This is a genomic window from Phyllobacterium chamaecytisi, from assembly GCF_020164455.1.
GTDB lineage: Bacteria > Pseudomonadota > Alphaproteobacteria > Rhizobiales > Rhizobiaceae > Phyllobacterium > Phyllobacterium chamaecytisi.
This window is the reverse complement of sequence record NZ_JAIQWW010000001.1, coordinates 224,404-250,668: the sequence shown is the minus strand read 5'-3', so window position 1 is coordinate 250,668 and position 26,265 is coordinate 224,404. Positions and strand designations below refer to the sequence as shown.

The window sequence follows — 26,265 nt, the reverse complement described above, 5'->3', positions numbered from 1 at the left end:
GGTGGAATTGATATGAATATCTCCAATTTCTTTATCGACCGCCCGATCTTTGCGGGCGTTCTTTCTTTCATCATCTTCCTTGGCGGTTTGATTGCGCTGACGACGATGCCCGTCTCGGAATATCCGGATGTTGTGCCCCCATCCATCGTGGTGCGGGCTCAATATCCAGGGGCAAATCCGAAGGTCATTGCCGAAACAGTCGCAACGCCGATGGAAGAGCAGATCAACGGCGTTGAAGGCATGCTCTATATGGGCAGTCAGGCGACGGCAGACGGCCAGATGACGCTGACTGTGACCTTTGCGCTCGGGACAGATCCGGACAAGGCACAACAGCTGGTGCAAAACCGCGTTTCGCAGGCGGAACCGCGCTTGCCGGAAGAAGTGCGCAGCCTCGGGATCACCACGGTCAAGAGTTCGCCTGACCTGATGCTGGTGGTCAACCTCATCTCGCCCAATGATCGCTACGACATCACATACCTGCGCAACTACGCCCTGATCAACATCAAGGATCGCCTCGCCCGCATCAACGGCGTCGGCGATGTGCAATTGTTCGGATCCGGCGACTATTCGATGCGTATCTGGCTCGATCCGCAGAAGACCGCGGAACTCGGCCTCTCGGCAACCGATGTTCTCAACGAGATCCGTGCACAGAATGTGCAGGCTGCTGCCGGTACCATCGGTGCGTCGCCCAACTCGAACAGTGTCGACCTGCAGTTGACGGTGAACGCGCAAGGTCGGTTGCAATCCGAAGAAGAATTCGGCCAGATCATCGTCAAGACTGCCGCCAATGGCGCGATCACACATTTGAGCGACATTGCCCGCATCGAACTTGGCGCAGCCGACTATTCGCTACGCTCGCTGCTCGACAACAAGAGCGCCGTCGCTATCCCGATCTTCCAGGCACCGGGCTCCAATGCGATCCAGATCGCCGACGAAGTTCGTGCGGCGATGAACGAGATGAAGCTGACCATGCCGGAAGGCGTAGACTACGAGATCGTCTACGATACGACGCAGTTCGTCCGCGCCTCGATCGAGGCCGTCATTCATACACTGCTTGAGGCGGTGCTGCTGGTCGTTCTCGTTGTTATCCTGTTCCTGCAAACGTGGCGTGCATCGATCATTCCGCTGATCGCGGTGCCGATATCGATCGTCGGTACGTTTGCGGTGATGCATCTGTTCGGTTTCTCGATCAACGCGCTCAGCCTGTTCGGACTTGTTCTTGCCATCGGTATCGTCGTCGATGACGCCATCGTGGTCGTCGAGAACGTCGAGCGAAACATCGAGAACGGTCTGGCCCCGCGGCAAGCGACGGTACAGGCGATGCGCGAAGTCTCGGGACCGATTATCGCTATTGCGCTGGTTCTGGTCGCGGTGTTCGTGCCTCTCGCTTTCATCAGCGGCCTTACGGGTCAGTTCTACCGGCAGTTTGCGCTGACGATCGCCATCTCGACAGTCATTTCAGCATTCAACTCCCTTACACTGTCGCCTGCCCTCGCGGCATTGTTGCTCAAGGGACATGACCAGCCGAAGGATCGTTTGACGCGCTTCATGGATCTGACGCTGGGCTGGCTTTTCCGCGGGTTCAATGCCGTGTTCACCCGTGGAGCCAACGGCTACAGTAAAGGTGTGCGCGGCGTTATTTCGCGCAAGACGATCATGATGGGGATTTATATCATCTTGATCGGCGCGACGGCATTCATGTTCAAGAGTGTGCCGGGCGGTTTCGTTCCGCCGCAGGACAAGCAGTATCTGGTCGGTTTCACACAGCTGCCGGATGGTGCGACGCTTGACCGGACGGAAGCGGTCGTCCGCCGCATTGGGGACATGGCGTTGAAGATACCCGGTGTGCAAAGCACGATTGCCTTCCCTGGCCTGTCCATCGCCGGATTCACCAATAGTTCGAACGCCGGCGTTGTCTTCGTTTCGCTGAAACCTTTCGAAGAGCGCAAGACGCCCGACCTGAGTGCCGGTGCTATCGCCATGGCGCTCAATCAGCAGATAGCCGGCATCCAGGAATCGTTCAGCGCCGTCTTCCCGCCGCCTCCCGTCCAGGGTCTCGGCTCGATCGGCGGGTTCAAGCTGCAGATCGAGGATCGCAATGGTCTTGGTTATCAGGCTCTCGACGACGCAACCAAGGCGTTCCTCGCCAAGGCGGCCACCGCGCCGGAGCTGACAGGCCTGTTCACCAGCTATCAGATCAATGTTCCACAGCTCTACGCCGATGTTGATCGCGCCAAGGCACGCCAACTCAACGTATCGTTGCCGGAAATCTTCAACACGTTGCAGATTTATCTTGGCTCGGTCTATGTCAATGACTTCAACAAGTTCGGCCGTACTTATTCCGTCCGCATGCAGGCGGAGTCGAATTTCCGGGCCAAGTCTGAAGATATTGGCGATCTGAAGGTACGATCGGGTTCGGGCGAGATGATCCCGCTATCGGCTCTGGTCAACGTCTCATCCAGTGCGGGACCGGATCGTGCCATGCGCTATAACGGCTTCCTTGCTGCCGACGTGAACGGCAATGCGGCTCCAGGCTACTCATCGGGTCAGGCGCGGGCTGCGGTGGAAAAGATTGCCGCCGACACCCTGCCGCCCGGGATCGGCTTCGAATGGACAGAACTGACCTATCAGGAGATCATTGCGGGCAACTCGGCCTACCTGATCTTCCCGCTGTCGATCCTCCTGGTGTTCCTCGTCCTCTCGGCGCAATATGAAAGCCTGTCACTGCCGCTATCGATCATCATGATCGTGCCTCTCGGACTGCTTGCCGCCCTCACCGGTGTCTGGCTGACGGCGGGGGACAACAATGTCTTCACGCAGATCGGGCTGATCGTGCTTGTCGGACTGTCTGCCAAGAACGCCATCCTGATCGTCGAGTTTGCGCGGGAACTGGAGTTTGCCGGGTCGACACCATTCAAGGCTGTGATCGAGGCCAGCCGCCTGCGGCTCAGACCGATCCTGATGACATCACTCGCCTTCATCATGGGCGTGGTACCTCTCGTCACATCGACAGGAGCCGGTGCGGAAATGCGTAGTGCAATGGGTGTAGCGGTGTTTGCCGGGATGATCGGCGTGACGTTGTTCGGCCTGTTCATGACGCCAGTGTTCTACGTGCTGATACGTGCGATGACAGGAAACCGGCAGCTGAAAAGTCACCATGCCAGCACCTTCGATGGCGATTCCAGCCACAATTCGGGCACGATTGCCCCCGCTGCAACGCCAGCCGAATAACAATAATCTCCGGCGGCGCAGATCTTGCAAAAGTTCTGCATCGCCGGAGCTAAACCACTGAAACTGAAGATTTTCTCTACGTTATAGCAGCAGCATTTCATCACCGGAAGAAGGCTATCACGGCACAGTTGAACGAGGATGAGAACTTTTTGGGTGACAAAAGGTTTCAAACTGTTACAGTTGCGTGACCAAGCCGAAATTCGGCACTGACGATCATGATCCTTCGGCACTTTCAAAGGATCGTCCAATCGGGAGCAGTCCTTATGAGCTTTGCCGCAGCAAACGATAACCGGAAGATCAGCGACGGGTTTATACCCTTCGTCACTTTTGTCATATGCACCCAGGTAGCAGCCACCATTCTGCTCGCTTTGCCAAATTGGTATTGAGGCCTCAACCCACCCCTGCAGGTTTTTCAATCCTGCCGATTTTGGCAGGAGCAATAATTATTCTCATGATTGCCGGTGTTTTTTTCGCGACTTGAGGCTAGCTTTGTAAGCCTCCCTCCCAACCCCATCATCCAACCAAAGTCTGGCTATTAAAGCTGCCAAGCAATTGGGATAGTGCGGTCAGGACCTTATTGATATGATGCAACTGCAAGCGCCAATATTTGAAACCTGTTCAGTAACATTTCTCGTGTTGATCGGGAATTAGCGGTCTGGCAGAGGAATCCATGAGACCATTGGCAGGATTAACTGTTTTGCTCACGCTCTTCATCACCGGCTGCGTCTCCATGACGCCGGAAGAGCGGCGCGCGCTCGATAATCAGACCTGTTCATCCTATGGTTTCCGGCGTGGGACCGATGCATTCGCAAATTGCCTGCTCAATCTCGATCTCGACAGGCGCGCCGCGAGCCGGGCGCAATTCGAACAGATGCAATTCAACACGCCGCTGATCATCTATGACAATCGCTATCGCTATTATCGGCACCGCCGATGGTAAACACTCGCCCGCTACGAGTGCGGGCAAGTGTCATTCGAACATTATGTTTACCGGACCCAGACGACGCGCCGCGTTTCACGTTCGATGAGTGCGGGACGATCCTGCACGTATACGTATGAGTAGCGCGGCTGATCAGGTACGGCGACCAGCGGCACATCGTCAGGAATTACCGTGCCCATGGTTACGTCACCATCGATGACCACCGGATCAGTCGGATTGGTCTCTATGTAGGAGACAACGTCGTTCGGGATAACTCCGTCATCGGGCGCAGCCCCAGCATTGTCCGACAGATAGACGACCTCGCGGTTCTCCATGGAGACGATCACGGGGCGGCCATCGACATAGATGTAGCCATAGCCCGGGCTCTCCGGAATTGGCCGCACCACGATTGTTTCGGGTACGACGTAACCCTGAGATAAGTCACCCTCTATAACAACTGGATCGGCCGGATGCGCGATGACATAATCCCGGGCAGACTGCGGTACTTCAACGACAACGCTATCCTGAGCGATCGCCAGACCGGAGGTGGCGAAAAACGCCGCTGCAGTCACTATAAAAACCTTTTTCATTATCCTGCCTCTCAATTGAACCTGTTTTGTCCCAGTGGGAGGGAAACCCCGCGACAAAGGTTTGGTTCCGCTGAAAAACGATATGTGATCGCGACTTCGAACTGTGAGTTCGACGTAAAAGAGCGAAATTTTGCTTTTCGCCGGCACAAAAACTGATATCGCTGTGGACATGGAACCGCACCTGATCCCCCTCATCGACTCCCTGCCCTCGACAGTGCCGTTCGTCGGACCGGAAGCGCTGGAGCGCAAGCGCAACCGGGCTTTCAAAGCGCGGCTTGGCGCCAATGAAAGCGGCTTCGGCCCAGCGCCTTCAGTCATTGCCGCCATACAAGACCATGCCGCGGAGGCGTGGAAATACGCCGATCCAGAAAATTTTGATTTGAAGCATGCGCTTGCCACGCATCTCGGCGTTGCTCCGGCCAATATCGTCGTTGGCGAAGGCGTCGATACGTTGCTCGGACTCGCCGTGCGCCAGTATGTGCATGAGGGCACGTCGGTCGTCACTTCGCTCGGTGCCTATCCGACATTCAATTTTCATGTGGCCGGCTTTGGCGGACGGCTGGTGACAGTGCCATACAGGGAGGATCGCGAGGACCTCGAGGCATTGCTTGCCGCGGTAAAGCGCGAACAGGCACCGCTCGTCTATCTCTCCAACCCTGACAATCCAATGGGGACGTGGTGGGAGGCGGCGGAGATCGAACGCTTTATCGATGCGCTGCCGAAAGACACGATGCTGATCCTCGACGAAGCTTATGGCGAAACGGCACCAGCGGGCGCTCTGCCCCGGATCAATGTTTCGCGGCCGAATGTCCTGCGCATGCGCACTTTTTCCAAGGCATATGGGCTCGCCGGAATGCGCTGCGGCTACGCCGTCGGCGTCGAAAAGCAGATCCTCGCCTTCGACAAAATCCGCAACCATTTCGGCATGAACAAGCTGACACAGATAGCCGCCCTCGCAGCGTTAAAGGATCAAGATTATCTCAAGGCGGTGATTGCACGGATTATCGCTGGACGTGAGCGGATCGTGCAGATTGCTGCGAAGAACGACCTTGCGGCGATTCCCTCTGCTACGAATTTCGTCACTATCGATTGCGGGCGCGATGGGTCATATGCCCTCGCGGTTCTCAACGCCCTGATCGACCGCGACGTCTTCGTGCGCAAACCAATGGCGCCAGGTCTCGACCGCTGCATCCGTGTCAGCGTCGGCCTTGACGAAGAACTCGATTGTTTCGAACAACAGCTTCCGCAGGCCTTGGCCGCCGTAAAGTAGCCGCTGAGCCCGGATAAAAACCTGGAAACGGAGAATAACTTGGATATCAATCGGGTTTTTGCCGGTTTCGGCGGACTGTTCGGGGCTGCAGGTATCGCGGCCTATGCAGCGGCGGCCCACAGCGCGGAAGGTCATATGGCCACGATTGCGCCGATCCTGTTCATCCACGCGCCCGCATTCTTAGCGCTATCTTTATTGGCAAAAGTCAGTCGGCCAGCCTATTTCGGCGCGTGGGTATTGGTATTCGGACTGTTGTTCTTCATCGGCGATCTGGTATCTCGGGACGCAATTGGCGACAGGCTCTTTCCCTTCGCCGCCCCGCTTGGCGGATCATTGCTCATTCTGGGATGGGTTATCGTCGCTGGGACAGCGTTTGGCCGACTGGACTTCGAGCGTTCGGAATGATTAGCGCTACCAGCCGAAAACAGCGTCGATGACCCTGGGCCATTTGTTGATAATGGCAATGACACCGACAGCGACAGCGAGAAGACTGGCAAGCTTTGCAGTTGTCGGCAGGCTATCTACCCGACCCTTGAGTTCCCCAAAAGCTGCCGCCGATGGGAGAGTATGTACATGACCAGTAAGCTGTCCGAGCGACTGACTTAGCGCGGCGAAAGATTCAACCGTAGGAAGCGTTTCAACCTTGCCTTTCATATAGGCGACCCCCTCCTTCAAGCCTGCAACATCTCCCTTCAGGCCTGAAACGTCGCCCTTCAGGCCTGATACCTCACCCTTCAGGATTGAAACATCCTCCTTCAAACCTGCGATGCTATTGATGATGACATCCAGTTTGCCGTCCAACTTCTCAAAAGATTTTTCCAGAAATGCGACGCGATGTTCCATATCGTCAAATGTGCCACCGCCATCAGTGGATTTCAAGCTCTGCAGCCTTGCAGGTTTATGAGCCATGGCCGCCGCTCCTTTAACCTTCCCCCTTCAGCTTGGCATTGCACAACTTGTAGTAGCCGCCGCCTTTTTCGATCCAGCGCGTGCCGCCAAGCGTACCGCCTTTCTTGTTAGCGTGATATTGCTCAAGGCATGTGTGCATGCGGGCTTTGGCAGGCTTTTCTGCAGCAAATTTTTCGGCTATCGACGATGGAAACGTCGTCTTTCCGGATGGGGATCTGGCTACGACTTCGGCTTTTTTTGGCGTTGTTTCTGGCTTATCTTCAGTCGTGTTTGCTTTGGCCTCCGTTGGTGCGGAGTTGGTTGACTTGTCAGCCGCCTCAGTGGGCGCGGTGCATTGTGCTTTACGGAATTCGCCCCACGAAACGCCTTCTGCTTCGCCAGCACTCTGCGCCATCTTGTACTTGACGCTGCACTCTTTCATGCTCAAGGCGTTTGCAGAAGGGATCAGTGCCAACGGCAAGAAAATTGCTGTAATCAGGGTAGCGAATAGGCGAGAAATGCGTCGTTCAAACATGAAATCCACTCTGAAAATTGATTGATGAAAATCGACTCCAATTGGCTGAGCCTACATGCATCCCTTCCGCTCCTCTATCCATACCTTCGTCTAGCAACATGCCTCTTGAATTAATTGAACGTTCGTTTTATTAATTCGCCATGGCACGCACAACCGGATCAGATGGCGGGAGGACACGCAGCGCAATTGATATTGCTGCGAAGCATTTGATTGCCCGCGTCGGCTATGAAGCGATGTCGATGCGCCGGCTGGCGGACGAGGTGGGCGTGCAACCTGCGGCCTTCTATCGCTACTACCCCAACAAGCAGGAACTGCTATTTTCGGTGATGCGGGGACACATGGATCGTGTGCTTGCCGCTTGGGAAGCCGAGGGCCGCAGCGCTCATACGGCGCTAGAGAAGTTCTGCGCCTTCATTCGTTTCCATATCCGTTTTCATGTGGAGCGGCGGGACGATGTGCACATTGGAAATATGGAGTTGCGCAGCCTCAGCCCGGAAAACCGGGCCATTATTGTTGAATTGCGTGCGCGGTACGAGAACAGCCTTCGGGACATACTCGACGACGGCATGGATACACGCGAATTTGCCATCGATGACATTGCGCTGACAACCCGCGCCATTATCGCGATGATTACCGGTGTCATGGTCTGGTTCCGGACGGACGACAGGCTTAGTGTCGACGAGATTGCAGAAAAGTATGTCGAAATGGGACTGCGCCTTGTTGGCGCCAAGAAGATTGCGACAACTAAAACGGGAGGACGAAATGTACCAGTCGGGCCTAAGATTCGGAGTCTCTGAGGAAATCGAGGCACTGCGGGAAACGGTACATCGGTTTGCGCAGGCGGAAATAGCACCGCTGGCGGCCGAGACCGATAGATCCAATCAATTCCCCATGCACGTCTGGCCGAAAATGGGCGAACTCGGCCTGCTCGGAATGACTGCCGACCCGGAGTTTGGCGGGTCCGGCCTTGGCTACCTCGCACACACGATTGCGGTGGAAGAAATCTCCCGCGCCTCGGCGTCAGTCGGTCTCTCTTATGGTGCGCATTCCAATCTTTGCGTTAACCAGATCAATCGCTGGGGCACCCCAGAGCAGAAGGCAAAGTATCTGCCGAAACTCTGCTCGGGTGAACATGTCGGCGCGCTCGCCATGTCAGAACCGGGCGCGGGCTCCGACGTCGTTTCGATGAAACTGCGCGCCGACAAGAAGAATGACCGTTATGTTCTGAACGGTAACAAGATGTGGATCACCAATGGTCCGGACGCCAGCACGTTAGTGGTCTACGCGAAGTCCGATCCCGCCGCGGGCTCCCGCGGAATTACAGCATTTCTGATCGAGAAGGAATTCAAGGGTTTCACCACCGCGCAAAAACTGGACAAGCTTGGTATGCGCGGTTCCAATACGTGCGAGCTCGTATTCGAGGACTGTGAAGTGCCATTCGAAAACGTACTTGGCGAAGAGGGCCAGGGTGTCAAAATCCTGATGTCAGGATTGGACTATGAGCGCGTCGTGCTTGCCGGTGGACCTTTGGGAGTGATGGACGCCTGTCTGGATGTGGTTGTCCCCTACGTGCATGAGCGCAAGCAATTTGGCCAACCTATCGGAGAATTCCAGCTGATGCAGGGCAAGCTGGCAGACATGTACACAACGACGAATGCTTGCCGGGCCTATGTTTACGCCGTTGCAGCAGCCTGTGACCGCGGCGAAACCACGCGCAAGGATGCAGCAGGGTGCGTTCTGTACGCTGCAGAGAAAGCAACATGGTGCGCGCTTGAGGCGATACAGGCGCTCGGCGGCAATGGCTATATCAACGACTATCCGACGGGACGGCTGTTGCGCGATGCCAAGCTCTACGAAATCGGTGCTGGCACCAGCGAGATACGGCGCATGCTTATCGGCAGGGAAATGTTTGCAGAGAGCGCTTGAACCACCACCACTGCTACTATTGACCGCCGATAACAGGAGACCGCATGACCGTCCTCACCTCCCAGATCAGCACCACGTCCGAAAACTTTACCGCCAATACAAAGCGAATGCAGGCACTGGTCGGTGATATCCAGGCCAAGGCGGAATTGGTGATCAAGGGTGGTACCGAAGAGGCGCGCGAGCGCCACACGTCGCGCGGCAAGCTCCTCCCGCGTGATCGCTTGGCACAGCTTCTCGACGCCGGTTCGCCCTTTCTGGAAATCGGCCAGTTTGCCGCCTGGGATATGTATGACGACACAATTTCATCCGCCGGTCTGATTGCAGGGATCGGCCGGGTATCCGGCAAGGAAGTGATGATCGTCGTCAATGATGCTACGGTGAAGGGCGGTACCTATTATCCATTGACGGTGAAAAAGCATCTCCGGGCACAGGAGATCGCGCTGCAGAACAATCTGCCCTGCCTCTATCTTGTGGATAGCGGCGGAGCCAATCTGCCCAATCAGGACGAGGTCTTTCCGGATCGCGAACATTTTGGCCGTATCTTCTACAACCAGGCCAATATGTCGGCGGCAGGCATCCCGCAGATTGCGGTCGTCATGGGATCATGCACGGCGGGTGGCGCCTATGTGCCCGCCATGTCGGAAGAAACCATCATGGTCAAAGGCCAGGCAACGATTTTTCTCGCAGGGCCTCCCTTGGTCAAAGCAGCGACAGGCGAAGAGGTTTCGGCAGAAGACCTTGGCGGCGCGGAAGTGCATACACGCGAATCGGGCGTTGCCGACCACTACGCCGTGGATGATGCGCACGCACTTGCCATCGCCCGACGTATCGTTGGAAACCTGAATCGAAAGAAGGAGATAGGCCTAGATCTTCGCAAGGTGATTCCGCCTCTTTATGATCCACTTGAACTTTACGGCATCATACCGAGCGATCTGCGCCAGCCATACGATGCGCGCGAATTGATCGCCCGCATTGTCGACGGCTCGGAATTCGACGAGTTCAAGCAGAACTACGGCACGACGCTGATAACCGGTTTTGCGCATCTCTACGGCATGCCGGTCGGTATTATCGCCAATAATGGCGTGCTGTTTTCCGAGAGCGCGCTGAAGGGCACGCATTTCATCGAGCTGTGCACGCAGCGCGGCATCCCGCTGGTCTTCCTGCAGAACATCACCGGGTTCATGGTCGGACGTTCCTACGAGGCTGGCGGGATCGCCAAGGATGGCGCAAAACTTGTCACGGCAGTCGCCACGGCGCGTGTGCCCAAGTTAACGATGATTGTTGGCGGTTCGTTTGGCGCTGGCAACTACGGCATGTGCGGCAGAGCCTTTTCACCTCGCTTCCTCTGGATGTGGCCGAATGCGCGCATTTCGGTCATGGGCGGCGAACAGGCGGCCACGGTTCTGGCGCTGGTCAAGCGTGAGGGTATTGAGCGCAAGGGTGGAGAGTGGTCAGCCAGCGACGAAGCAGCATTCCGGGCACCCATCCTTGAGAAATATGAGCGCGAAGGTCACCCGCTCTACTCCTCGGCGCGGCTTTGGGATGACGGCATCATTGACCCGGCGAAGAGCCGCGAAGTGCTGGCGCTTTCCCTTTCCGCCGCACTCAATGCGCCTGTCGAGGAAACGCGCTTCGGCATGTTCAGGATGTGATGGGAACGAAGACAATGACAAAAATGTTCTCCAGAATCCTTATTGCCAATCGTGGTGAAATCGCCTGCCGCGTTATCCGTACGGCGCAGAGAATGGGCATCGGCACGGTCGCTGTCTATTCCGATGCAGATGCGCACGCGCTGCACGTGGCGATGGCCGATGAGGCGGTCTATATCGGCCCCTCGCCCGTCACCGACAGTTATCTACGTGCCGACCACATCATAGACGCTGCCCTGAAAAGCGGAGCTGAGGCCATTCATCCCGGTTACGGCTTCCTTTCCGAGAATCCGGGTTTTGTCGATGCGGTGGTGAAAGCCGGTCTGGTCTTTATCGGACCATCTGCGGATTCCATCCGGGCCATGGGGCTCAAGGATGCCGCAAAGCGGTTGATGGAAAAGGCCGGAGTGCCTGTCGTTCCGGGCTACCATGGCGAGGCGCAGGAACTGGTGGTGCTCGCCTCCAAAGCGCGCGAGATCGGTTACCCCGTGCTGATCAAGGCGCGCGCGGGCGGCGGTGGCAAAGGCATGCGCAAAGTCGATGACCCCAATGATTTCGCCGAGGCGCTGGGGAGTGCGCGGCGCGAGGCCAAGAGCGCCTTTGGTGATGATCGCGTGCTCGTTGAAAAATACGTCGCCAAACCGCGCCATATAGAGGTGCAGGTGTTTGGCGACAATCACGGCAATGTGGTGCATCTCTACGAGCGCGACTGCTCGCTGCAACGCCGCCATCAAAAGGTCATCGAGGAAGCCCCTGCCCCTGGCATCACCGCAGAGGTGCGCTCTGCAATGACCAGTGCGGCCGTCAAGGCAGCGCAAGCGATCAACTATTCCGGTGCGGGCACGATTGAATTTATCGTCGATGCCACGGAAGGACTGAAGCCCGACCGTTTCTGGTTCATGGAAATGAATACACGATTGCAGGTGGAACACCCGGTAACCGAAATGATCACCGGGCTCGACCTGGTAGAGTGGCAATTGCGCGTGGCGGCTGGCGAAAAGTTGCCGTTATCCCAAAAGCAAATCCCTCTCAATGGCCATGCTATCGAGGCGCGTCTCTATGCCGAAGACCCGGCGAAAAGTTTCCTGCCAGCCATCGGCACGCTGCACCATCTGTCGTTTCCCAATGCGCTGCAGGACGGCGAGGTTCGCGTCGAAACCGGCGTTCGGGCGGGCGATACGATCTCGCCCTACTATGATCCAATGATCGCCAAGCTTGTGGTGCATGGCGTCGATCGCCCATCCGCGCTTGCCGCAATGGAGAGCGCACTGAGCCAAACGGAAATTGCCGGTACGACCACGAACGCGCCATTCCTGTCGGCGTTGATCCGCCATCAGGGATTTGCCGCCGGTGACGTCGATACAGGGCTGATCGACCGCGATCTTGCAGGATTGATCGTTCCCGTCGCGACGCCGGCAGGTGCGAAGGAACTGGCCATCCTTTCTGCCAGCGGTCTCCTGAAACGACCTGTCCACGGTGATCCGTGGACTGCGTTGCGAGGTTACAGCCATCATGACAGGCCGGCTTATCCGGTCATGCTCGAAGAGGCTGGGCAGATCGTACGATATGGTGTGTCAGTGCTTGGAGACGAGCGGTACGCGATTTCCGGTTCAGATGCTGTAGTCGAACTGCGTGTGCGACATGAACCGCAAGGCTGGCACCTCACAGGCAAGGGCGTCACTTTGCGGGCTAAGACCATCGCAATACCGCATGGTGTAGCTGTCGTCGCCAATGGAATGGCAACGACGTTCAGCATCGCCGATCCTTTTCTGCTCGCCGAACAGGCAGGCAATGCCGGAGACCGGCTTACGGCTCCGATGCCGGGCCTGGTGAAAGCCGTGCGCGTAGCGGCCGGTGACCTGGTCAAAAAAGGTCAGATATTGCTCGTGCTCGAAGCCATGAAAATGGAGCACTCAATTACTGCGCCGCATGATGGCAAAGTTGCCGAGATCGTGTCCGAGAATTCGCAAGTCAAAGAAAATTCCGCCTTGGTGCGGTTTGAGGAAGCACCTGCCGATACAACCAAGAATTGAGGCAGAAATGCTGGGTAACGCGTGCTAGAACTAGCGCGCGGCACTCGGCTGATCGAGTGTCTGTCGAAGCGTTTCCCTACGTCAAGGAGATCGACCCGTGGCTAAAAAATCCCTGCAGACCATCAAACGTGCTCCAACCGCTACACCCAGCGATCTAGGCGGCAATGCAGTGCGCGATATCGCCGGAGCGGTGAATGCTCTGCTCGCAGACACCTTTGCAATCTATATGAAGACCAAGAATTTTCACTGGCACATGAGCGGCCCGCACTTTCGCGATTTCCATCTCATGCTGGACGAACAGGCGGAGCAGATTTTCGCGATGACAGACGTTCTCGCGGAACGGGTCCGGAAAATCGGCGGCACGACGTTGAAGTCCATCGGGCAGATCAGCGCCCAACAACGGATCCCCGACAACGATGCCAATTTCGTCACACCGGAAGATATGCTGGCGGAGCTGCGCGACGATAATAAGAGCTTCATTGGCTATCTGCGTCAGGTTCACGAGCTGTGCAGCGAACATGGCGACAGCGCCACGACAAGTATCATCGAGAACTTCATAGATGAGACCGAGCGCAGGCACTGGTTCCTGTTCGAAGCAACACGTGTCGGGCCGGCCAGCGTCTAAGCGTAAGCAGTGAGCGAAACAAACTCCAGCTTTCCAAGCTGGAGTTTCCAATGCTCAATCATTGGCCTTGACCGGCCGGGCCTTCTGGTCCCGGGCGTCGGCGATAAGTGCTTCAACTGCTGAAATATTGAGAGATAAGGTGGCAACTTTATTCAATGTATTGTTATCCGGAAATGCTTTTGACTTGGCAGACAACAATATCAGCTGTTTTTGAGCATCCGTTAATCGCGATAACAATCCTTCAAGATCGTCAAGCATCACTTCCCCGTCTTTGTCAAGAATCATACGCACTCACAGCAACACTCCATACGTGACCAGACAGCCAATTGTATACCCAAGGTTGCAAACACTACGATAACCCGTTGTGATTGAGTTCACAATATGGGATTTTGTGCAGAACGGGTGCACGGTTTTAGTGGGAGGTCATCCATTCGCGTGCAGCACGCAGGGCGGCAGCGATATCGGGCTTCGACATTGACTGAGCTAGTTCTGCCCGCAGTTCAGCCGCCCGGTCGCACCCCTTGATGGCGGCGATATTGAACCATTTATGGGCTGCCACAAGATCGACAGCGCAATCCCGGCCTGTTGCGTACATAATACCCATCTCAAAGAGAATATCTGTCTGCGCCGAGCCCCCGGCGTGTCCACTATCGGTATGCTGAAGATCAAAGCGTGCCATTTTACCAAATCCCTTGTTGAACCCGAACCGTTACTTGACGAAAGCCCTGTTAGACTTCTGAGAACCGCTTGTTTTGTTGTTGGGCGTGTTCTTTCGATGCTTTCGAGAATGCAGCATAGGCTTGAAATTGCTGTTAAAGGGCATGATTAACCGGGCACAAACAAAACAAAAACAACTCGTAAATTTCGGAATTTATTAAATATAACGCACCAGCAATTGCGGGCATTTGTCGAAAATTCCCGTAAAATGCAGGTGTGGGATTTCAAGCATTTGATAACCAAAGAACAGGTTTGCCAGGCGAGGAGTGATTACAATTTCCCGCCATTGCATGGCTGCAAGGATCGAAATTCTGTCGCAAGCGATCTTGAATTACGTTTACGTATGCGTAATATCGCCGGAATGCATGGATGATGTGCAGCCACGCATTTCGGGAGGAAAGTATGAAGCGCAAAATATTGCTGGCCTGGGCCGGTTTCGCCCTCATGGCAGGCCCTGCCCTTGCGGAAGAGCCTATCGTTGGCTCTTGGAAGCGGCCAAACGGAACGATCATTCAGTATTCTTCGTGCGGCGGGGATTCCTATTGCGGAACAGTTTTGACGGGGGAATACAAAGGCAAATCGATTGGTTCAATGTCGGGCAAGGACGGATCCTATAAGGGCACGGTCAACAAGCTCGACGAAGGCAAGACCTATAATGGCAAGGCGACGGCCAGCGGGAGCAAGCTCTCTCTCTCCGGATGCGTGATGGGTGGGCTGATCTGCAAGAGTGAAAGCCTGACCCGGCAGTAGACGAGTTCAATCGCCAGGATCAGATGCCGCTTGGCAATACGACGGAAAATGTTATCTTGTCGTTGGAGCAGGAGGCAGGTTTTTACCTACCTCCCTTTTCCTAGTTTATCGAAAAGTGGACCCGGACGATGACTTGCCAGCCTGTCCGGGTCCTTTTCAATTCTAGGGTGACCCTAAACGGCATATACCGCATAGCGCACCTCCAAATCTCACAGGCAGGGCCTTTGCCATGGTTGAGGTGGCCTATCCTCCTCAATGCACCGGCTGGCTCGGTGCGTTCTGCTTCGCCTGCAAGATGCGCAACACATGGCTTGCTTTTTGCCTAAAGCAGCAACGAACGCAGGGGTGAATAAATGGCCCTGCGTCCTTGCCAGGTTGTCCTTAAGTCTCTGCCATCAGATATTTTCGGCTATCAGCTGTGCAACCTTCTTGTGAATATCGTTGCGGCTGTCAGCGGTCCCTTTCGGGTCATATAGATACACGGCCAGAAGAATGGGCTTGCGGTTTGGAGGCCAGATGACGGCGATATCGTTGGCCATGCCGCTGTCGCTGGTTCCCGTCTTGTCACCGACACTCCAGTCCTTCGGCAGGCCGGCGCGCAAGCGTTTGTCTCCCGTCTTGCTGGCCAGCATCCACGCGGTGAGCTGATCGCGTGACGATTTGGATAATGCATCACCGAGAGCAGTCTTCTGCAGATCCTTCAGGATCGCTGACGGCGTGATCGTATCGCGGTCGTCGCCAGGCTTCGCTTCGTTGAGTTCAGTTTCGCGCCTGTCCAGCCGGAACGTCGCATCGCCAAGGCTGCGCGCATATTTCGTCAGTCCCTTGGGCCCACCAAGACTGTCGAGGATGAGATTGCCGGCTGTGTTATCGCTCATCGTGATTGCGGCTTCGCAGATTGCTTCGAGGGACATGCCCTTGCCAACATGCTTTTCGGTTACCGGCGAATAGGGAACGAGATCGCTGTTCTTGTAGGTGACAATCCGCTCCAGTCGCTCCTGCCCGCGATCCACGCGCGCGAGGACCGCCGCCGCCGCGAGAAACTTGAATGTGCTGCACATGGCAAAGCGCTCGTGCTGGCGATACTCGATGCGATTATCGCTGCCGGTATCGTGTGCTGAAACTCCAAGGCGCGCACCAGCTTCCGCCTCGATTGCCTTGAACGCGCCGGCAAGGTCCGTCCGGCTCTCCGATGCAGCCTGTATTGACCTCTGCGACAAGGCGAGGACCGGCATTGCCAGAATTGAACCAATCAGTGCCCCGCGGCGCGTGATACGACCACTCATTTCTCATCTCCATCTCCGACAAATCAAACAGCGAGGATTCTCGCCGGGTCGCAAGCTGATATCCGAAATGGCAGTTTCCAAGGAAAATTTGTGGCTCAAAAAAGTGGTGACAGCAAACTTGACCTTTGTGATCGCAACCGTTAATAAACCAAAAGGTTATTTAACTGTAAGGTTATGCACTACCCTCGGAGGAAAGAGTGAAAAAGACGTATCACGGAAGCTGTCACTGCAGCTCTGTCCGCTTCGAGGCCGACCTCGATCTCGACCAGGGCACGAGCAAATGTAATTGCTCGTTTTGCGCAAAAACTCGCTTTTGGAAGGCATTTATTGACGAAAATGCCCTTCGGGTAACCTCCGGCTCAAATTATTTGACTGAATACCAGTTTGGCAGCCGAACCATCGTCCATTTCTTCTGTCGGACGTGCGGGGTCAAACCGTTCGGCCGTGGTGAAACACCGGATTTGGGTGTGTTCTACGCGATAAACGTCGCTTGCCTGGACGATTTGACACCTGACGAGCTGTTAAATGCTCCCGTTGATTACCAGGATGGAAAGCACGATCATTGGGAGCGTCAACCTGCAGAAATTCGGCATTTATGAAGAATTGACGCAATACCAGTTACGTCATGGGTTGTCCCATTTTTTTAAATTCAATCGATTTAGACTAAGGTATAATTGCGGAAATTTGCGATATCTCTTATCAATCAGCTTTCAGCGTGTAGTTGTTTCGAAATGCCGAATATTGAAGTTCTTTTATCTTGTATCGTTGAGTCATCATCGTTTGTGTGCATCCTCCCTGCATACAAAGCCTGAGTGAAATTCTGGGAGGTCAAGAATAGAAAAAGTATTGTCTATTTTATTCGTTGGTACGTCGCCTGCCCGGATTGAACAATACAAGACCAAGACGCCTGGACAGATCCTTCGCTGGTCACGGGCAAAAAGACAGGCAGTCATGGTTGTCCCTCCATGGCTGCCTTTTTCTTTCAGTTTTGAAGAGTTAAGCAAAGATTTCCTGCCCTCTCGTCGCCGTCCGAACAAGAGCCTCTCTTGCTTGGATAGACGCCCCCGCCTCGATCAATTCTGCAGGCAGCCGCCTACGACTTGGTTGAACGCGCGATGAACGAACGCATCAGCTTTCGTTCAGACCGGTTGGGCCATTGTCTCGAAATCAACAATGCCAAGGCGCACCGGGACAGGGAGTAAGGGGATCATGATACAATCAACCGCAAATTTATCGCTGCTTTTTCTGCGTGCGCTAGTTTTCTCTGCCATTCTCGTCGGTCCTGTCGTGGCTTTTGCCGCAAGCTATGAAGGGCGAAACCCATCAAACGGCGGTATAGGGCTCGTTCTCCTCGTCAGTCTGCAGAGAGTTTAGAGCGGTTTGCAATCATATTGAATCATCCTGCCGGAGGGAATTTGGTTCAAGGTCGAGGGGTTTGGCGAGGCCGATGCCTTTCCATCGGACAAAGCCAAAACCCGAAGGATTTGGAGCAAATTCACCCGGCCCTTCGGGTTTCCGGCTGGCGGCCAACCACTTTGTCAGGCGGCGTCGGACGATGGAAACACATCGACCTCGCCACCTTCCGCGTGGATTGTCTCGCCATCCGAGAAACAGGATCGATCCAATATGATTGCAAACCGCTCTAAGACACCGCTTTTCAAGTGTCATGCTATGTCACTATATTGGGGCATGGACAAAAGAATCGGAACCAAGAAGCCCACCGCCATCAGCATGCCCAGCCATGTCGAAGGACGAGAATTTACCGACGCCAAGGCGGCCGTCCAGGCGCTCAGCGCGCTGTATGAACGCAATACTAAGTTTCTACGTGATGCCTTCGATAGAGTTGCGCGAGGCGAAGAACGCGACACAATGCATTTCCGCGCTTTCTATCCGGAAGTGCGTCTTTCAACATCAAGCTATGCGCAGATCGATTCCCGCCTGGCATTCGGCCATGTGTCGGCACCCGGTCAATATACGGCGACCATCACGCGGCCGGACCTGTTCGACAACTATCTCGAGGAACAGATAAGGCTGTTGATCCGCAACCATGGCGGTCCCGTGACGGTACAGGAATCCACGACACCGATCCCCATCCACTTTGCCTTCCTTGAGGGCACACACGTCGAATCATCCGTAGCGGATGCATTCACCCGCCCGCTTCGCGATCTCTTCGACGTACCGGATCTCGCAGCTACGGATGATCGCATTGTCAACGGCGAATATGAAACGGACGACCTCGACAGTATCATGCCTCTGTCGCCGTTTACCGCGCAAAGGGTCGACTATTCGTTGCACCGCCTCTCGCATTATACGGCAACGCGACCGATGCATTTTCAGAACTACGTGCTGTTCACCAACTATCAGTTCTACATCGACGAATTTTGCGCATTGGCGCGTGGGCTGATGGCGGAAGGCGGTGGCAGCTATCAGCGTTTTATCGAGCCGGGTAACCTCATCACCGAAGCCGGCAATGATGCACCGACGTCGGGTGTGCCGATCGGCCGGTTACCGCAGATGCCGGCCTATCACCTCGCACGTGACGACCGTTCTGGCATCACCATGGTCAATATCGGCGTCGGCCCTTCCAACGCCAAGACGATTACCGATCATATCGCGGTGTTGAGGCCGCACGCCTGGCTCATGCTTGGCCACTGCGCAGGGCTGCGCAACACCCAAGCGCTTGGCGACTATGTGTTGGCCCATGCCTACGTGCGCGAAGATCATGTGCTGGATGACGATTTGCCGGTCTGGGTGCCTATCCCGGCACTTGCCGAAGTGCAGGTCGCACTTGAACAGGCAGTCGCGGAAATCACCGGGCTCGAAGGGTATGATCTGAAGCGCATCATGCGTACCGGTACGGTGGCGACGATCGACAACCGCAATTGGGAGCTACGCGACCAGCGCGGCCCGGTCAAACGGCTATCGCAATCGCGCGCAATCGCGCTCGACATGGAATCGGCGACGATCGCGGCGAATGGTTTCCGGTTCCGCGTGCCTTACGGAACGCTGCTATGCGTCTCCGACAAGCCGCTGCACGGTGAATTGAAACTGCCGGGCATGGCGACGGAGTTTTACAAACGCCAAGTGGCGCAACACTTGCAGATCGGCATTCGTGCCCTTGAAAAGCTGGCCGAGATGCCTCCCGAGAAACTGCACTCCAGAAAGTTGCGCAGTTTCTACGAGATGGCGTTTCAGTAGAACTTATTTGCGGGGGCCAAGAAGAGCGAAAGACACGCCCTGCGGATCGAGCGCTTGCAAAACCCACTGCTCGCCGGGAACTTCCATCGGCCCGAAGACAACCTTGCCGCCCTTGTCCTTGATCCTTGATTCAGCGGCGTTAATATCGTCCACGCAGATATAATAGCACCAAGCTGGACGGGTTGATGGCTCAGGATTATTCATCATGGCACCAAACATTTGGCCGTCGCGCTCCACGATCTGGTATGTGCCCATACCGCCCATGTCCATGGCTTGACCTTTGGTCCAGCCAAACAGGCCCGAATAAAACTTAAATGCGTTCTCCCAGTCGCGGGTGTTTAGCTCGTGCCACCCAACTGTACCCGGCGTAGGGGGCTTGGGATTGTCGCCGCGATCTTGCATCGAGGGCTTGAACAGAGTGAACGGCGCGCCCTGCGGATCGGCAGCGACCGCGAACCTGCCGACTTCCGGTATGTCCTGCGGTTCGACTGTTATCTTGCCTCCCGCATCCTTTACGCGGGCGGCAAACTGATCGACGTCATCGACGGCAATATAGCCGGACCACATTGACTCGACGCCGGTATTGCAGCCCTCAGGCGTTGTCATCATACCGGCAACCGGAGCCTCGCCTACTTTCATCAAGGTATATTTCATCTGCGGATGGCCAGCGTCTTGCGCGCCCCAGCCGACGACATTGCTATAGAAGCCCTCCGCAGCTTCTGCATCGCTGGTCATCAGTTCATACCAAACAAAATTACCGGAATTGGACATGATAGCTCCTCCTTCTCATGATCGACCGGATTGTATAGATGGCTTGTGATTGAATATTGACAATTATGTTGATATCAACATATATAGGCCATGTCAAAGCCGATTTTGGTTCCTTTCGAAACAACAATTCACGTTCGCGATACGTGCTTGTGCCTTGCTGTACAACGGGCCGCGCGTGCCCTAGCTCGCCGCTTCGATGAATCTTTGCGGCCTTATGACCTCACCAACGGACAGTTTTCGCTGCTGATGTCGCTGAACCGGCCGTCGCCTCCCAATCTGAGTTCCGTAGCTTCATTGCTCGCGATGGACCGAACCACACTTACCGCGGCCCTCAAGCCGCTGGAGCGCCGTGGCCTGGTGAGGGTCGTGGTCGATCCTGCTGACAAACGCAGCCGCCTCATGGCACTGACGTCGGATGGCATGCATCTGCTGTCGGAAGTCGTGCCAATATGGAAGAGTTCCCATGGCAAACTTGAAGAACTGCTCACCGACGGCGAGCATGATCGACTTTTAAACGGCTTGAAGAAGCTTTTGTGACCTCAATCAACAGCATGAGCCAAGATGTTGACCAATCGTCCGGTTGGGTCGCGGACGTAGAAACGCCGGACGCCCCAGGGCTCATCTGCGATATCATATGCGATCTCATAGCCGGCTGTTCTCGCTCGCTGATAGACCATATCGACATCCTCCACTTCGATCGAAATGTCGGGAACAGGGGTGCCTGATCCTCCTTCGCTCGCGATGCTGATCTGCGGCCTTGCCGAAATGTCGGATGCAAATGTCAGAATCCATCCATGATCCATGACGACTTTCAGGTCCAGCAAGTTTTCATAGAAGTCACGAACGCTGCCGGGGTCAGGACATGCGAAATTTGGAACGATGCGTTTTACGACCACGGGACACCCTCCTCAAGGTTGAGTCTCGTCCGAGATCCACACTAATCATCTCTGTCATGCGCCTAAAGTCCAAAACAGTGCTGCTTGGAAATAATGAGAAAGCTGCTATATTCCGTTTTGGAGTGAGGAGCGGATTTTCACCCGCCCCTCCTTTTTCTGACTAGTTGAATTGAACCCGGATGCTGAGCGACCAACTCGTCCGGGTTCTTCTCGTTGTCAGCGTGATGCTAAATGGTAACCACCACATAGTTCACCTCCAGTTTTATCCGCAAGGCCCGTGCCGGGTCGAGGAGGCCCATCTCCTCGATGCGCCGGTTCGCTCGGCGCTTGCTGCTTCTGCTTATAAAACTCCTCCACACATGGCTGGAATTGTCGCAGACCACAACGAATGCAGGGTTGTATAAAGTGCGGGCGAACGGAGCTGCGGGTTGTCCCGAGATCACTAGCGCTGCCATCTTGATTGCGTCGCAATTGCCGGTTTAATGCGGAGCATGACGACAGAGAACAGGCTATCGTGGATTAGACTTGCCGCCGTATTGATACCGGTGATGTTTTCGCTGCCGCTGGTATTGGGATTTTTCGGCGCTGCCCATCCGCTGTTCGATTCCTTTGCGCATTTCCGCATGCATCTTGCGGTGCTGATGGCCATATCGGCGATCCCAGCCCTTATTCTTGGACTGTGGCGGGAAGGTTTGATGGCAATGGTGTTGGCACTGACCGCACTTGGTTCAGTGCTTGTTCCCTCCCCTGCACCTTCCGCAGAAGCTGAAACAGCCCAGCCGGAATACGAACTGATGCAGCTGAACCTGCGCTACGACAATCGTCACCAGGCTGATGTCCTTCGCTTGATCGCGCAAGAAGCCCCCGATGTCATCACCCTGCAGGAAGTATCCACAGCGTGGCGCCCCAAACTGAAAGCGATTGAAGCACGCTATCCCTATAATCTCTACTGCCCTAACCGCAGCCACATTGGCGGCGTTGCAATTCTCTCCCGCCGCCCATTCGCGCTCGGTACTACGCCACAATGTGTCGACAGTCTGATTGGTTTGGCACGCATTGATTTCGGCGGACGCAGCGCCGTTATTACTGCGATCCACCTCGACTGGCCGTGGCCCTATGGCCAAGCCGAAAACGTTGCGACGATCGAGCCCTACCTCGAGCGGCTGCAAGGTCCAATGATTATTGCCGGTGATTTCAACGCGACATCCTGGAGCCAGACGCTGAAAGCCATCACCGAAGCGAGTAAAACATCTTCAGCCGAAGGGTTGCGCCCGAGCTGGCTCGTCAACGGCACATTGGCGCATGCGGCGCGCTGGATTGGCCTGCCGATCGATCACATCCTCGTTTCGGACCGAATTATCCAAACGCGAGTCGAAACACTGCAGCCTGTCGGCTCGGATCATTTGCCGCTGCTGCTACGCTTTTCGATTAGCGGTGTTGATGACAATGGCGGTCCAGATCAACAAACGGTACTGAGGCAAGGCAATTACATATTCTGATAGACCGGTCCTTCGCCGCCCTGTGGTGGCACCCAGTTGATGTTCTGGTTGGGATCCTTGATATCGCATGTCTTGCAGTGCACGCAGTTCTGCGCGTTGATCACGAACTTCGGCCCGGTTGCCTCCTCGACCCACTCATAGACACCGGCCGGGCAGTAACGTGCCGACGGTCCCGCGTAGACTTCGAGTTCAGAGCTTTTCTGCAGGTCCATATCTTTAACAATCAGGTGAACCGGCTCGTTTTCCTCATGGTTGGTATTCGACAGGAACACCGAAGACAGGCGGTCGAAGGTCAGGACGCCATCGGGCTTTGGATAGGCGATTGGAGCGTATTTGCTCGCAGGTTCGAGTGAGGCCGCATCGGACTTGCCATGTTTCCACGTGCCGAAGGGTGACCAGCCGCCAAAGATCGTGTTGAGCCACATATCGAGGCCGCCGAGCATGACGCCGCCGATTGTGCCGAGCTTCGACCACATGGGCTTGACGTTACGCACACGCTTCAAATCCTTGCCGATCTCACTTGAGCGCCAGGCATTCTCGTAAGCAATAAGCTCGTCATTGGCGCGCCCGGCGGCGATCGCTTCCGCCACATGTTCGGCAGCGAGCATGCCGGAGAGCATGGCATTGTGCGAACCCTTGATACGCGGCACATTGACGAAGCCGGCCGAGCAGCCGAGCAGCGCTCCTCCGGGAAAGGACAGCTTCGGCACCGACTGCCAACCGCCTTCAGTGATCGCGCGCGCACCATAGCCCAGGCGCTTGCCGCCTTCGAAGAGGCCACGAATGGACGGATGGGTCTTGAAGCGCTGGAACTCCTCGAATGGCGAAAGGTAGGGATTCTTGTAGTTGAGGTGCATGACGAAGCCGACGGCGACCGTATTGTCCTCAAGATGGTAGAGGAATGACCCGCCACCCGTCTTCATGTCCAGCGGCCAGCCGAACGAATGCTGCACGAGACCCAGCTTGTGCTTTGCAGGATCTACCTGCCACAATTCCTTCAATCCGATACCGAATTTCGCCGGCTCCTTACCTTCATCGAGCTTGAATTTGTTGATCAATTGTTTGGCGAGCGAACCGCGCGCGCCTTCCGCGATCAGGATATACTTTCCAAGCAGCGCCATGCCCCGCGTGTAGGCTGGTCCGGGACTGCCATCCTTCTCGATGCCCATGTCACCGGTGGCAACACCGACAACAGCGCCGTTGTCGTCGTAAAGCACTTCCGAGCCGGCAAAGCCGGGGTAGATTTCTACGCCCAGTTCTTCTGCCTTGGTGCCGAGCCAGCGGCAGACATTGCCCAGCGAGACAATGAAGTTGCCATGATTGTTCATCAAAGGCGGCATGGCGAAATTCGGGAGACGCACCGAGCCTGAATGCCCGAGAACCAGAAAATGATCGGCCGTAACCGGCGTCTTGAAGGGATGCCCTTCTTCGTCGCGCCAGCCCGGCAGGAGCTTGTCGACGCCGATCGGGTCGACCACGGCGCCCGAAAGGATGTGCGCACCGACTTCGCCGCCCTTTTCCAGGACCACAACCGACAATTCCGGATTGATCTGCTTGAGCTTGATCGCTGCGGATAGACCAGCCGGCCCTCCTCCAACTATGACGACATCAAACTCCATGCTCTCGCGCTCTGGAAGTTCGGTTACCTCGCTCATGCAATCCTCCTGATGATCATTCCCGTACGCACTTTTGTGCAGTATTTTCCCGATTTGTAACGCAACAATAGCCATATGGCATAGACAGTCATGCATTCCAGATGCGGCCAATTGCCCTCATTTCACGACGGTTGGCGGAATCTAGATTACTTTAACGTAAACGTCAATATTTTGCACTTTCATAGATTGTTTGCACGGGATGCGGTTTCAGTCATAATTCAGCTTATTGTCTCGCATGCCAACCGATGGGAGACCTGATGAAACGATACTGCACGGACTGGATGCTGCGTGGCATGATGGCCATCTGCATGCTTTTCGTCGGTTACGTTCCAACAGGATCGGCACAAGAAGATCCGCGGCTTTGGACTGCGGGGCCTTACTCATTTTCCGATGAGCTTGGCGGCTTCATCATTCGGTCCATCAGTGGCACAGGAACGATGCAGGATCCAATCATCCTTACGGAAGAATTCCCCTCGGTAACGCCAACCACACTCATCATTCGCACCGAAAAAGTAGCGCAGCTTAACCCGAGCGAGGATGCCGGGATTCTATTCTATCTGCGCGTCCGGGCCACCAACAGCAGCGGTCATCCCTGGGTCGAGTTCGAGTTTGAACTGCAGGAACAGCTTAACGTGCCAAGCGATTATGGCGATGGACTTTCCTTCTACCAGCCAGGTGACAAGAGGGGCATGATCAAATCGACCGGTTACGGCACTTTCAGCGACGACTTCGAGCCCTATGATCGTATGGTGTTCCGGGATGGCAAGATCGATCCGGGTTTTGGTGCGAGCTTTGATTTTCCTATTGCTGATTTCACACCCAAACGCGTGTTTTATCTGGTGCAGGAGCCACGCATTCCTTCCTCCTGACCTTGCAATTGTGCCGGCAATTTGCGACTTCAGTGACAAAAGGATTATCGCTTGACCAATTTGCGCGAACTGCTGCATTTCTATGCCGAGGCCGGCGTCGATACGCCGCTCGAAGATGCGCCGGTCGACCGCTTCTCCCAAATCGAGGCAAAGCGTGTTGCGGCTTCGCCCGCGCAGGCCGCTCGGCCTTCCCAGCATCCTCCCCAGCAGCAGCGACCTGAACAACCGGCAGCTAGCCAACCGGCTCCATCCATCCTCAGCAAGGCCTCTGTCCCGGACGATGCCAAAATTGCGATGGCGCGGCAGATGGCTTCAAGCGCAGCTACGCTGGAGGAATTGCGCGAGCAGCTCGCCGCGTTCGACGGTTGCAACTTGAAATTCACTGCCAAGAACCTCGTGTTCGCCGACGGCAATCCTGCTGCTCCGATCATGTTCGTGGGCGAAGCTCCGGGCCGTGAAGAAGACCTCGAAGGTGTTCCTTTCATCGGCCGTTCGGGGCAACTGCTCGATCGCATGTTTGCGGCCATCGGCCTTGATCGGACCAGCGTCTATATCGCCAATACCATTCCATGGCGTCCGCCTGGCAACCGCACGCCAACGCCGCTTGAAACGGAGATTTGCCGACCATTCTTCGAGCGCCAGATTGAGCTCGCCAATCCAAGGCTGCTCGTCGCGCTCGGTGGCCCGGCCGCCAAAGCGCTTACCAATGCGACAGAAGGTATTTTGCGCCTGCGCGGAAACTGGAAAGCCCATCTGACCGCGTCCGGCATCCAGATTCCGGTGATGCCGACGCTGCATCCGGCTTATCTTTTGCGAAATCCGGCCCAAAAGCGCTTCGCCTGGCGCGATTTCGTCAACGTCAAGATACGACTGCGTGCATTGACGGACTAGATTGGCGCAAAACTGGAATCGCCGTGTCGTAATTTCAGGCTCGCGAGCCAATCCAAGCCTGTAGTTT

26 protein-coding genes are annotated in these 26,265 nt (G+C 55.6%); 16 read left to right on the top strand and 10 right to left on the bottom strand.

From position 1 onward, the window contains the following. Positions 1-12: 12 nt before the first annotated feature. Positions 13-3,231: an efflux RND transporter permease subunit gene (locus LB462_RS01140; RefSeq protein ID WP_224505585.1), complete on the top strand. Its 3,219-nt coding sequence runs from the start codon at positions 13-15 to the stop codon at positions 3,229-3,231. On the opposite strand, the gene LB462_RS01135 is transcribed toward LB462_RS01140, so the two are convergent. Beyond that, positions 3,153-3,671: a hypothetical protein gene (locus LB462_RS01135; RefSeq protein WP_224505584.1), complete on the bottom strand. Its 519-nt coding sequence runs from the start codon at positions 3,669-3,671 to the stop codon at positions 3,153-3,155. The genes LB462_RS01140 and LB462_RS01135 overlap by 79 nt on opposite strands. Before the next feature lie 230 nt (positions 3,672-3,901). Here LB462_RS01135 and LB462_RS01130 point away from each other — a divergent pair, with 230 nt between their 5' ends. Next, the gene (locus LB462_RS01130) at positions 3,902-4,171 is read left to right on the top strand and encodes a hypothetical protein (protein WP_112527633.1); all 270 of its coding nucleotides are present in this window, start codon (positions 3,902-3,904) and stop codon (positions 4,169-4,171) included. Positions 4,172-4,218: 47 nt separating this feature from the next. On the opposite strand, the gene LB462_RS01125 is transcribed toward LB462_RS01130, so the two are convergent. Next, positions 4,219-4,740, bottom strand: coding sequence for a DUF1236 domain-containing protein (locus tag LB462_RS01125; protein WP_224505583.1), 522 nt, complete (start codon positions 4,738-4,740; stop codon positions 4,219-4,221). A gap of 169 nt (positions 4,741-4,909) precedes the next feature. Here LB462_RS01125 and LB462_RS01120 point away from each other — a divergent pair, with 169 nt between their 5' ends. Continuing rightward, complete coding sequence (locus LB462_RS01120; protein WP_255626392.1) at positions 4,910-6,010, top strand: pyridoxal phosphate-dependent aminotransferase; 1,101 nt, start codon at positions 4,910-4,912, stop codon at positions 6,008-6,010. A 39-nt stretch (positions 6,011-6,049) separates the two neighbouring features. Beyond that, complete coding sequence (locus tag LB462_RS01115) at positions 6,050-6,415, top strand: DUF423 domain-containing protein (protein WP_224505581.1); 366 nt, start codon at positions 6,050-6,052, stop codon at positions 6,413-6,415. 6 nt (positions 6,416-6,421) lie between these two features. On the opposite strand, the gene LB462_RS01110 is transcribed toward LB462_RS01115, so the two are convergent. After that, positions 6,422-6,919 carry a hypothetical protein gene (locus tag LB462_RS01110; protein WP_224505580.1) on the bottom strand — a complete coding sequence of 166 codons (498 nt, stop codon included), beginning with the start codon at positions 6,917-6,919 and terminating at the stop codon, positions 6,422-6,424. A gap of 13 nt (positions 6,920-6,932) precedes the next feature. Then, positions 6,933-7,433, bottom strand: coding sequence for a hypothetical protein (locus tag LB462_RS01105; protein WP_224505579.1), 501 nt, complete (start codon positions 7,431-7,433; stop codon positions 6,933-6,935). 140 nt (positions 7,434-7,573) lie between these two features. Between LB462_RS01105 and LB462_RS01100 the strand changes: the two genes are divergently transcribed. The 5 genes from LB462_RS01100 to LB462_RS01080 all read left to right on the top strand — a co-directional run bounded on the left by LB462_RS01100 (position 7,574) and on the right by LB462_RS01080 (position 13,666). After that, positions 7,574-8,230, top strand: a complete 657-nt coding sequence (locus tag LB462_RS01100) for a TetR/AcrR family transcriptional regulator (protein WP_224505578.1) — start codon at positions 7,574-7,576, stop codon at positions 8,228-8,230. Continuing rightward, on the top strand, positions 8,196-9,359 hold the full coding sequence (locus LB462_RS01095; RefSeq protein ID WP_224505577.1) for an isovaleryl-CoA dehydrogenase: 1,164 nt from the start codon (positions 8,196-8,198) through the stop codon (positions 9,357-9,359). The genes LB462_RS01100 and LB462_RS01095 overlap by 35 nt, the downstream gene beginning before the upstream one ends. A 44-nt stretch (positions 9,360-9,403) precedes the next feature. Then, on the top strand, positions 9,404-11,011 hold the full coding sequence (locus LB462_RS01090; protein ID WP_224505576.1) for a carboxyl transferase domain-containing protein: 1,608 nt from the start codon (positions 9,404-9,406) through the stop codon (positions 11,009-11,011). A gap of 23 nt (positions 11,012-11,034) precedes the next feature. Beyond that, complete coding sequence (locus LB462_RS01085) at positions 11,035-13,041, top strand: acetyl/propionyl/methylcrotonyl-CoA carboxylase subunit alpha (RefSeq protein WP_224506021.1); 2,007 nt, start codon at positions 11,035-11,037, stop codon at positions 13,039-13,041. Between the two features lie 97 nt (positions 13,042-13,138). Further along, on the top strand, positions 13,139-13,666 hold the full coding sequence (locus LB462_RS01080; protein WP_112527619.1) for a Dps family protein: 528 nt from the start codon (positions 13,139-13,141) through the stop codon (positions 13,664-13,666). A 54-nt stretch (positions 13,667-13,720) separates the two neighbouring features. Here the strand turns inward: LB462_RS01080 and LB462_RS01075 are convergent, their stop codons facing one another. Together LB462_RS01075 and LB462_RS01070 are read right to left on the bottom strand one after the other, a co-directional pair. Next, entirely contained in the window at positions 13,721-13,957 is a 237-nt protein-coding gene (locus tag LB462_RS01075; protein WP_158482185.1) for a hypothetical protein, read from the bottom strand. A gap of 121 nt (positions 13,958-14,078) precedes the next feature. Next, positions 14,079-14,345, bottom strand: coding sequence for an SEL1-like repeat protein (locus LB462_RS01070; RefSeq protein ID WP_224505575.1), 267 nt, complete (start codon positions 14,343-14,345; stop codon positions 14,079-14,081). A 440-nt stretch (positions 14,346-14,785) separates the two neighbouring features. Between LB462_RS01070 and LB462_RS01065 the strand changes: the two genes are divergently transcribed. Beyond that, positions 14,786-15,133 (top strand): DUF2147 domain-containing protein, encoded by a 348-nt coding sequence (locus LB462_RS01065; protein WP_224505574.1) that lies wholly within the window; start codon positions 14,786-14,788, stop codon positions 15,131-15,133. Between the two features lie 395 nt (positions 15,134-15,528). Here the strand turns inward: LB462_RS01065 and bla are convergent, their stop codons facing one another. Further along, positions 15,529-16,419, bottom strand: a complete 891-nt coding sequence (gene bla / locus LB462_RS01060) for a class A beta-lactamase (RefSeq protein ID WP_224505573.1) — start codon at positions 16,417-16,419, stop codon at positions 15,529-15,531. A 197-nt stretch (positions 16,420-16,616) separates the two neighbouring features. Here bla and LB462_RS01055 point away from each other — a divergent pair, with 197 nt between their 5' ends. Next, positions 16,617-17,018 (top strand): GFA family protein, encoded by a 402-nt coding sequence (locus tag LB462_RS01055; protein ID WP_224505572.1) that lies wholly within the window; start codon positions 16,617-16,619, stop codon positions 17,016-17,018. Between the two features lie 1,090 nt (positions 17,019-18,108). After that, positions 18,109-19,617, top strand: coding sequence for an AMP nucleosidase (locus tag LB462_RS01050; RefSeq protein ID WP_370637017.1), 1,509 nt, complete (start codon positions 18,109-18,111; stop codon positions 19,615-19,617). Between the two features lie 3 nt (positions 19,618-19,620). Here the strand turns inward: LB462_RS01050 and LB462_RS01045 are convergent, their stop codons facing one another. After that, the gene (locus LB462_RS01045; RefSeq protein ID WP_224505571.1) at positions 19,621-20,388 is read right to left on the bottom strand and encodes a VOC family protein; all 768 of its coding nucleotides are present in this window, start codon (positions 20,386-20,388) and stop codon (positions 19,621-19,623) included. A 90-nt stretch (positions 20,389-20,478) separates the two neighbouring features. Here LB462_RS01045 and LB462_RS01040 point away from each other — a divergent pair, with 90 nt between their 5' ends. Further along, positions 20,479-20,925: a MarR family winged helix-turn-helix transcriptional regulator gene (locus LB462_RS01040; RefSeq protein WP_224505570.1), complete on the top strand. Its 447-nt coding sequence runs from the start codon at positions 20,479-20,481 to the stop codon at positions 20,923-20,925. 2 nt (positions 20,926-20,927) lie between these two features. Here LB462_RS01040 and LB462_RS01035 read toward each other — a convergent pair whose 3' ends face one another. Beyond that, a complete protein-coding gene (locus LB462_RS01035; protein ID WP_224505569.1) occupies positions 20,928-21,284 on the bottom strand; it encodes a VOC family protein in 357 nt (118 codons plus the stop codon). Between the two features lie 491 nt (positions 21,285-21,775). Here LB462_RS01035 and LB462_RS01030 point away from each other — a divergent pair, with 491 nt between their 5' ends. Further along, positions 21,776-22,783 carry an endonuclease/exonuclease/phosphatase family protein gene (locus LB462_RS01030; protein WP_224505568.1) on the top strand — a complete coding sequence of 336 codons (1,008 nt, stop codon included), beginning with the start codon at positions 21,776-21,778 and terminating at the stop codon, positions 22,781-22,783. Here LB462_RS01030 and LB462_RS01025 read toward each other — a convergent pair. Further along, a complete protein-coding gene (locus tag LB462_RS01025; protein ID WP_224505567.1) occupies positions 22,771-24,438 on the bottom strand; it encodes an electron transfer flavoprotein-ubiquinone oxidoreductase in 1,668 nt (555 codons plus the stop codon). The genes LB462_RS01030 and LB462_RS01025 overlap by 13 nt on opposite strands. A gap of 257 nt (positions 24,439-24,695) precedes the next feature. Between LB462_RS01025 and LB462_RS01020 the strand changes: the two genes are divergently transcribed. Continuing rightward, a complete protein-coding gene (locus LB462_RS01020) occupies positions 24,696-25,307 on the top strand; it encodes a hypothetical protein (protein WP_224505566.1) in 612 nt (203 codons plus the stop codon). Between the two features lie 51 nt (positions 25,308-25,358). After that, positions 25,359-26,198: a uracil-DNA glycosylase gene (locus LB462_RS01015; RefSeq protein ID WP_224505565.1), complete on the top strand. Its 840-nt coding sequence runs from the start codon at positions 25,359-25,361 to the stop codon at positions 26,196-26,198. Positions 26,199-26,265 lie beyond the last annotated feature (67 nt).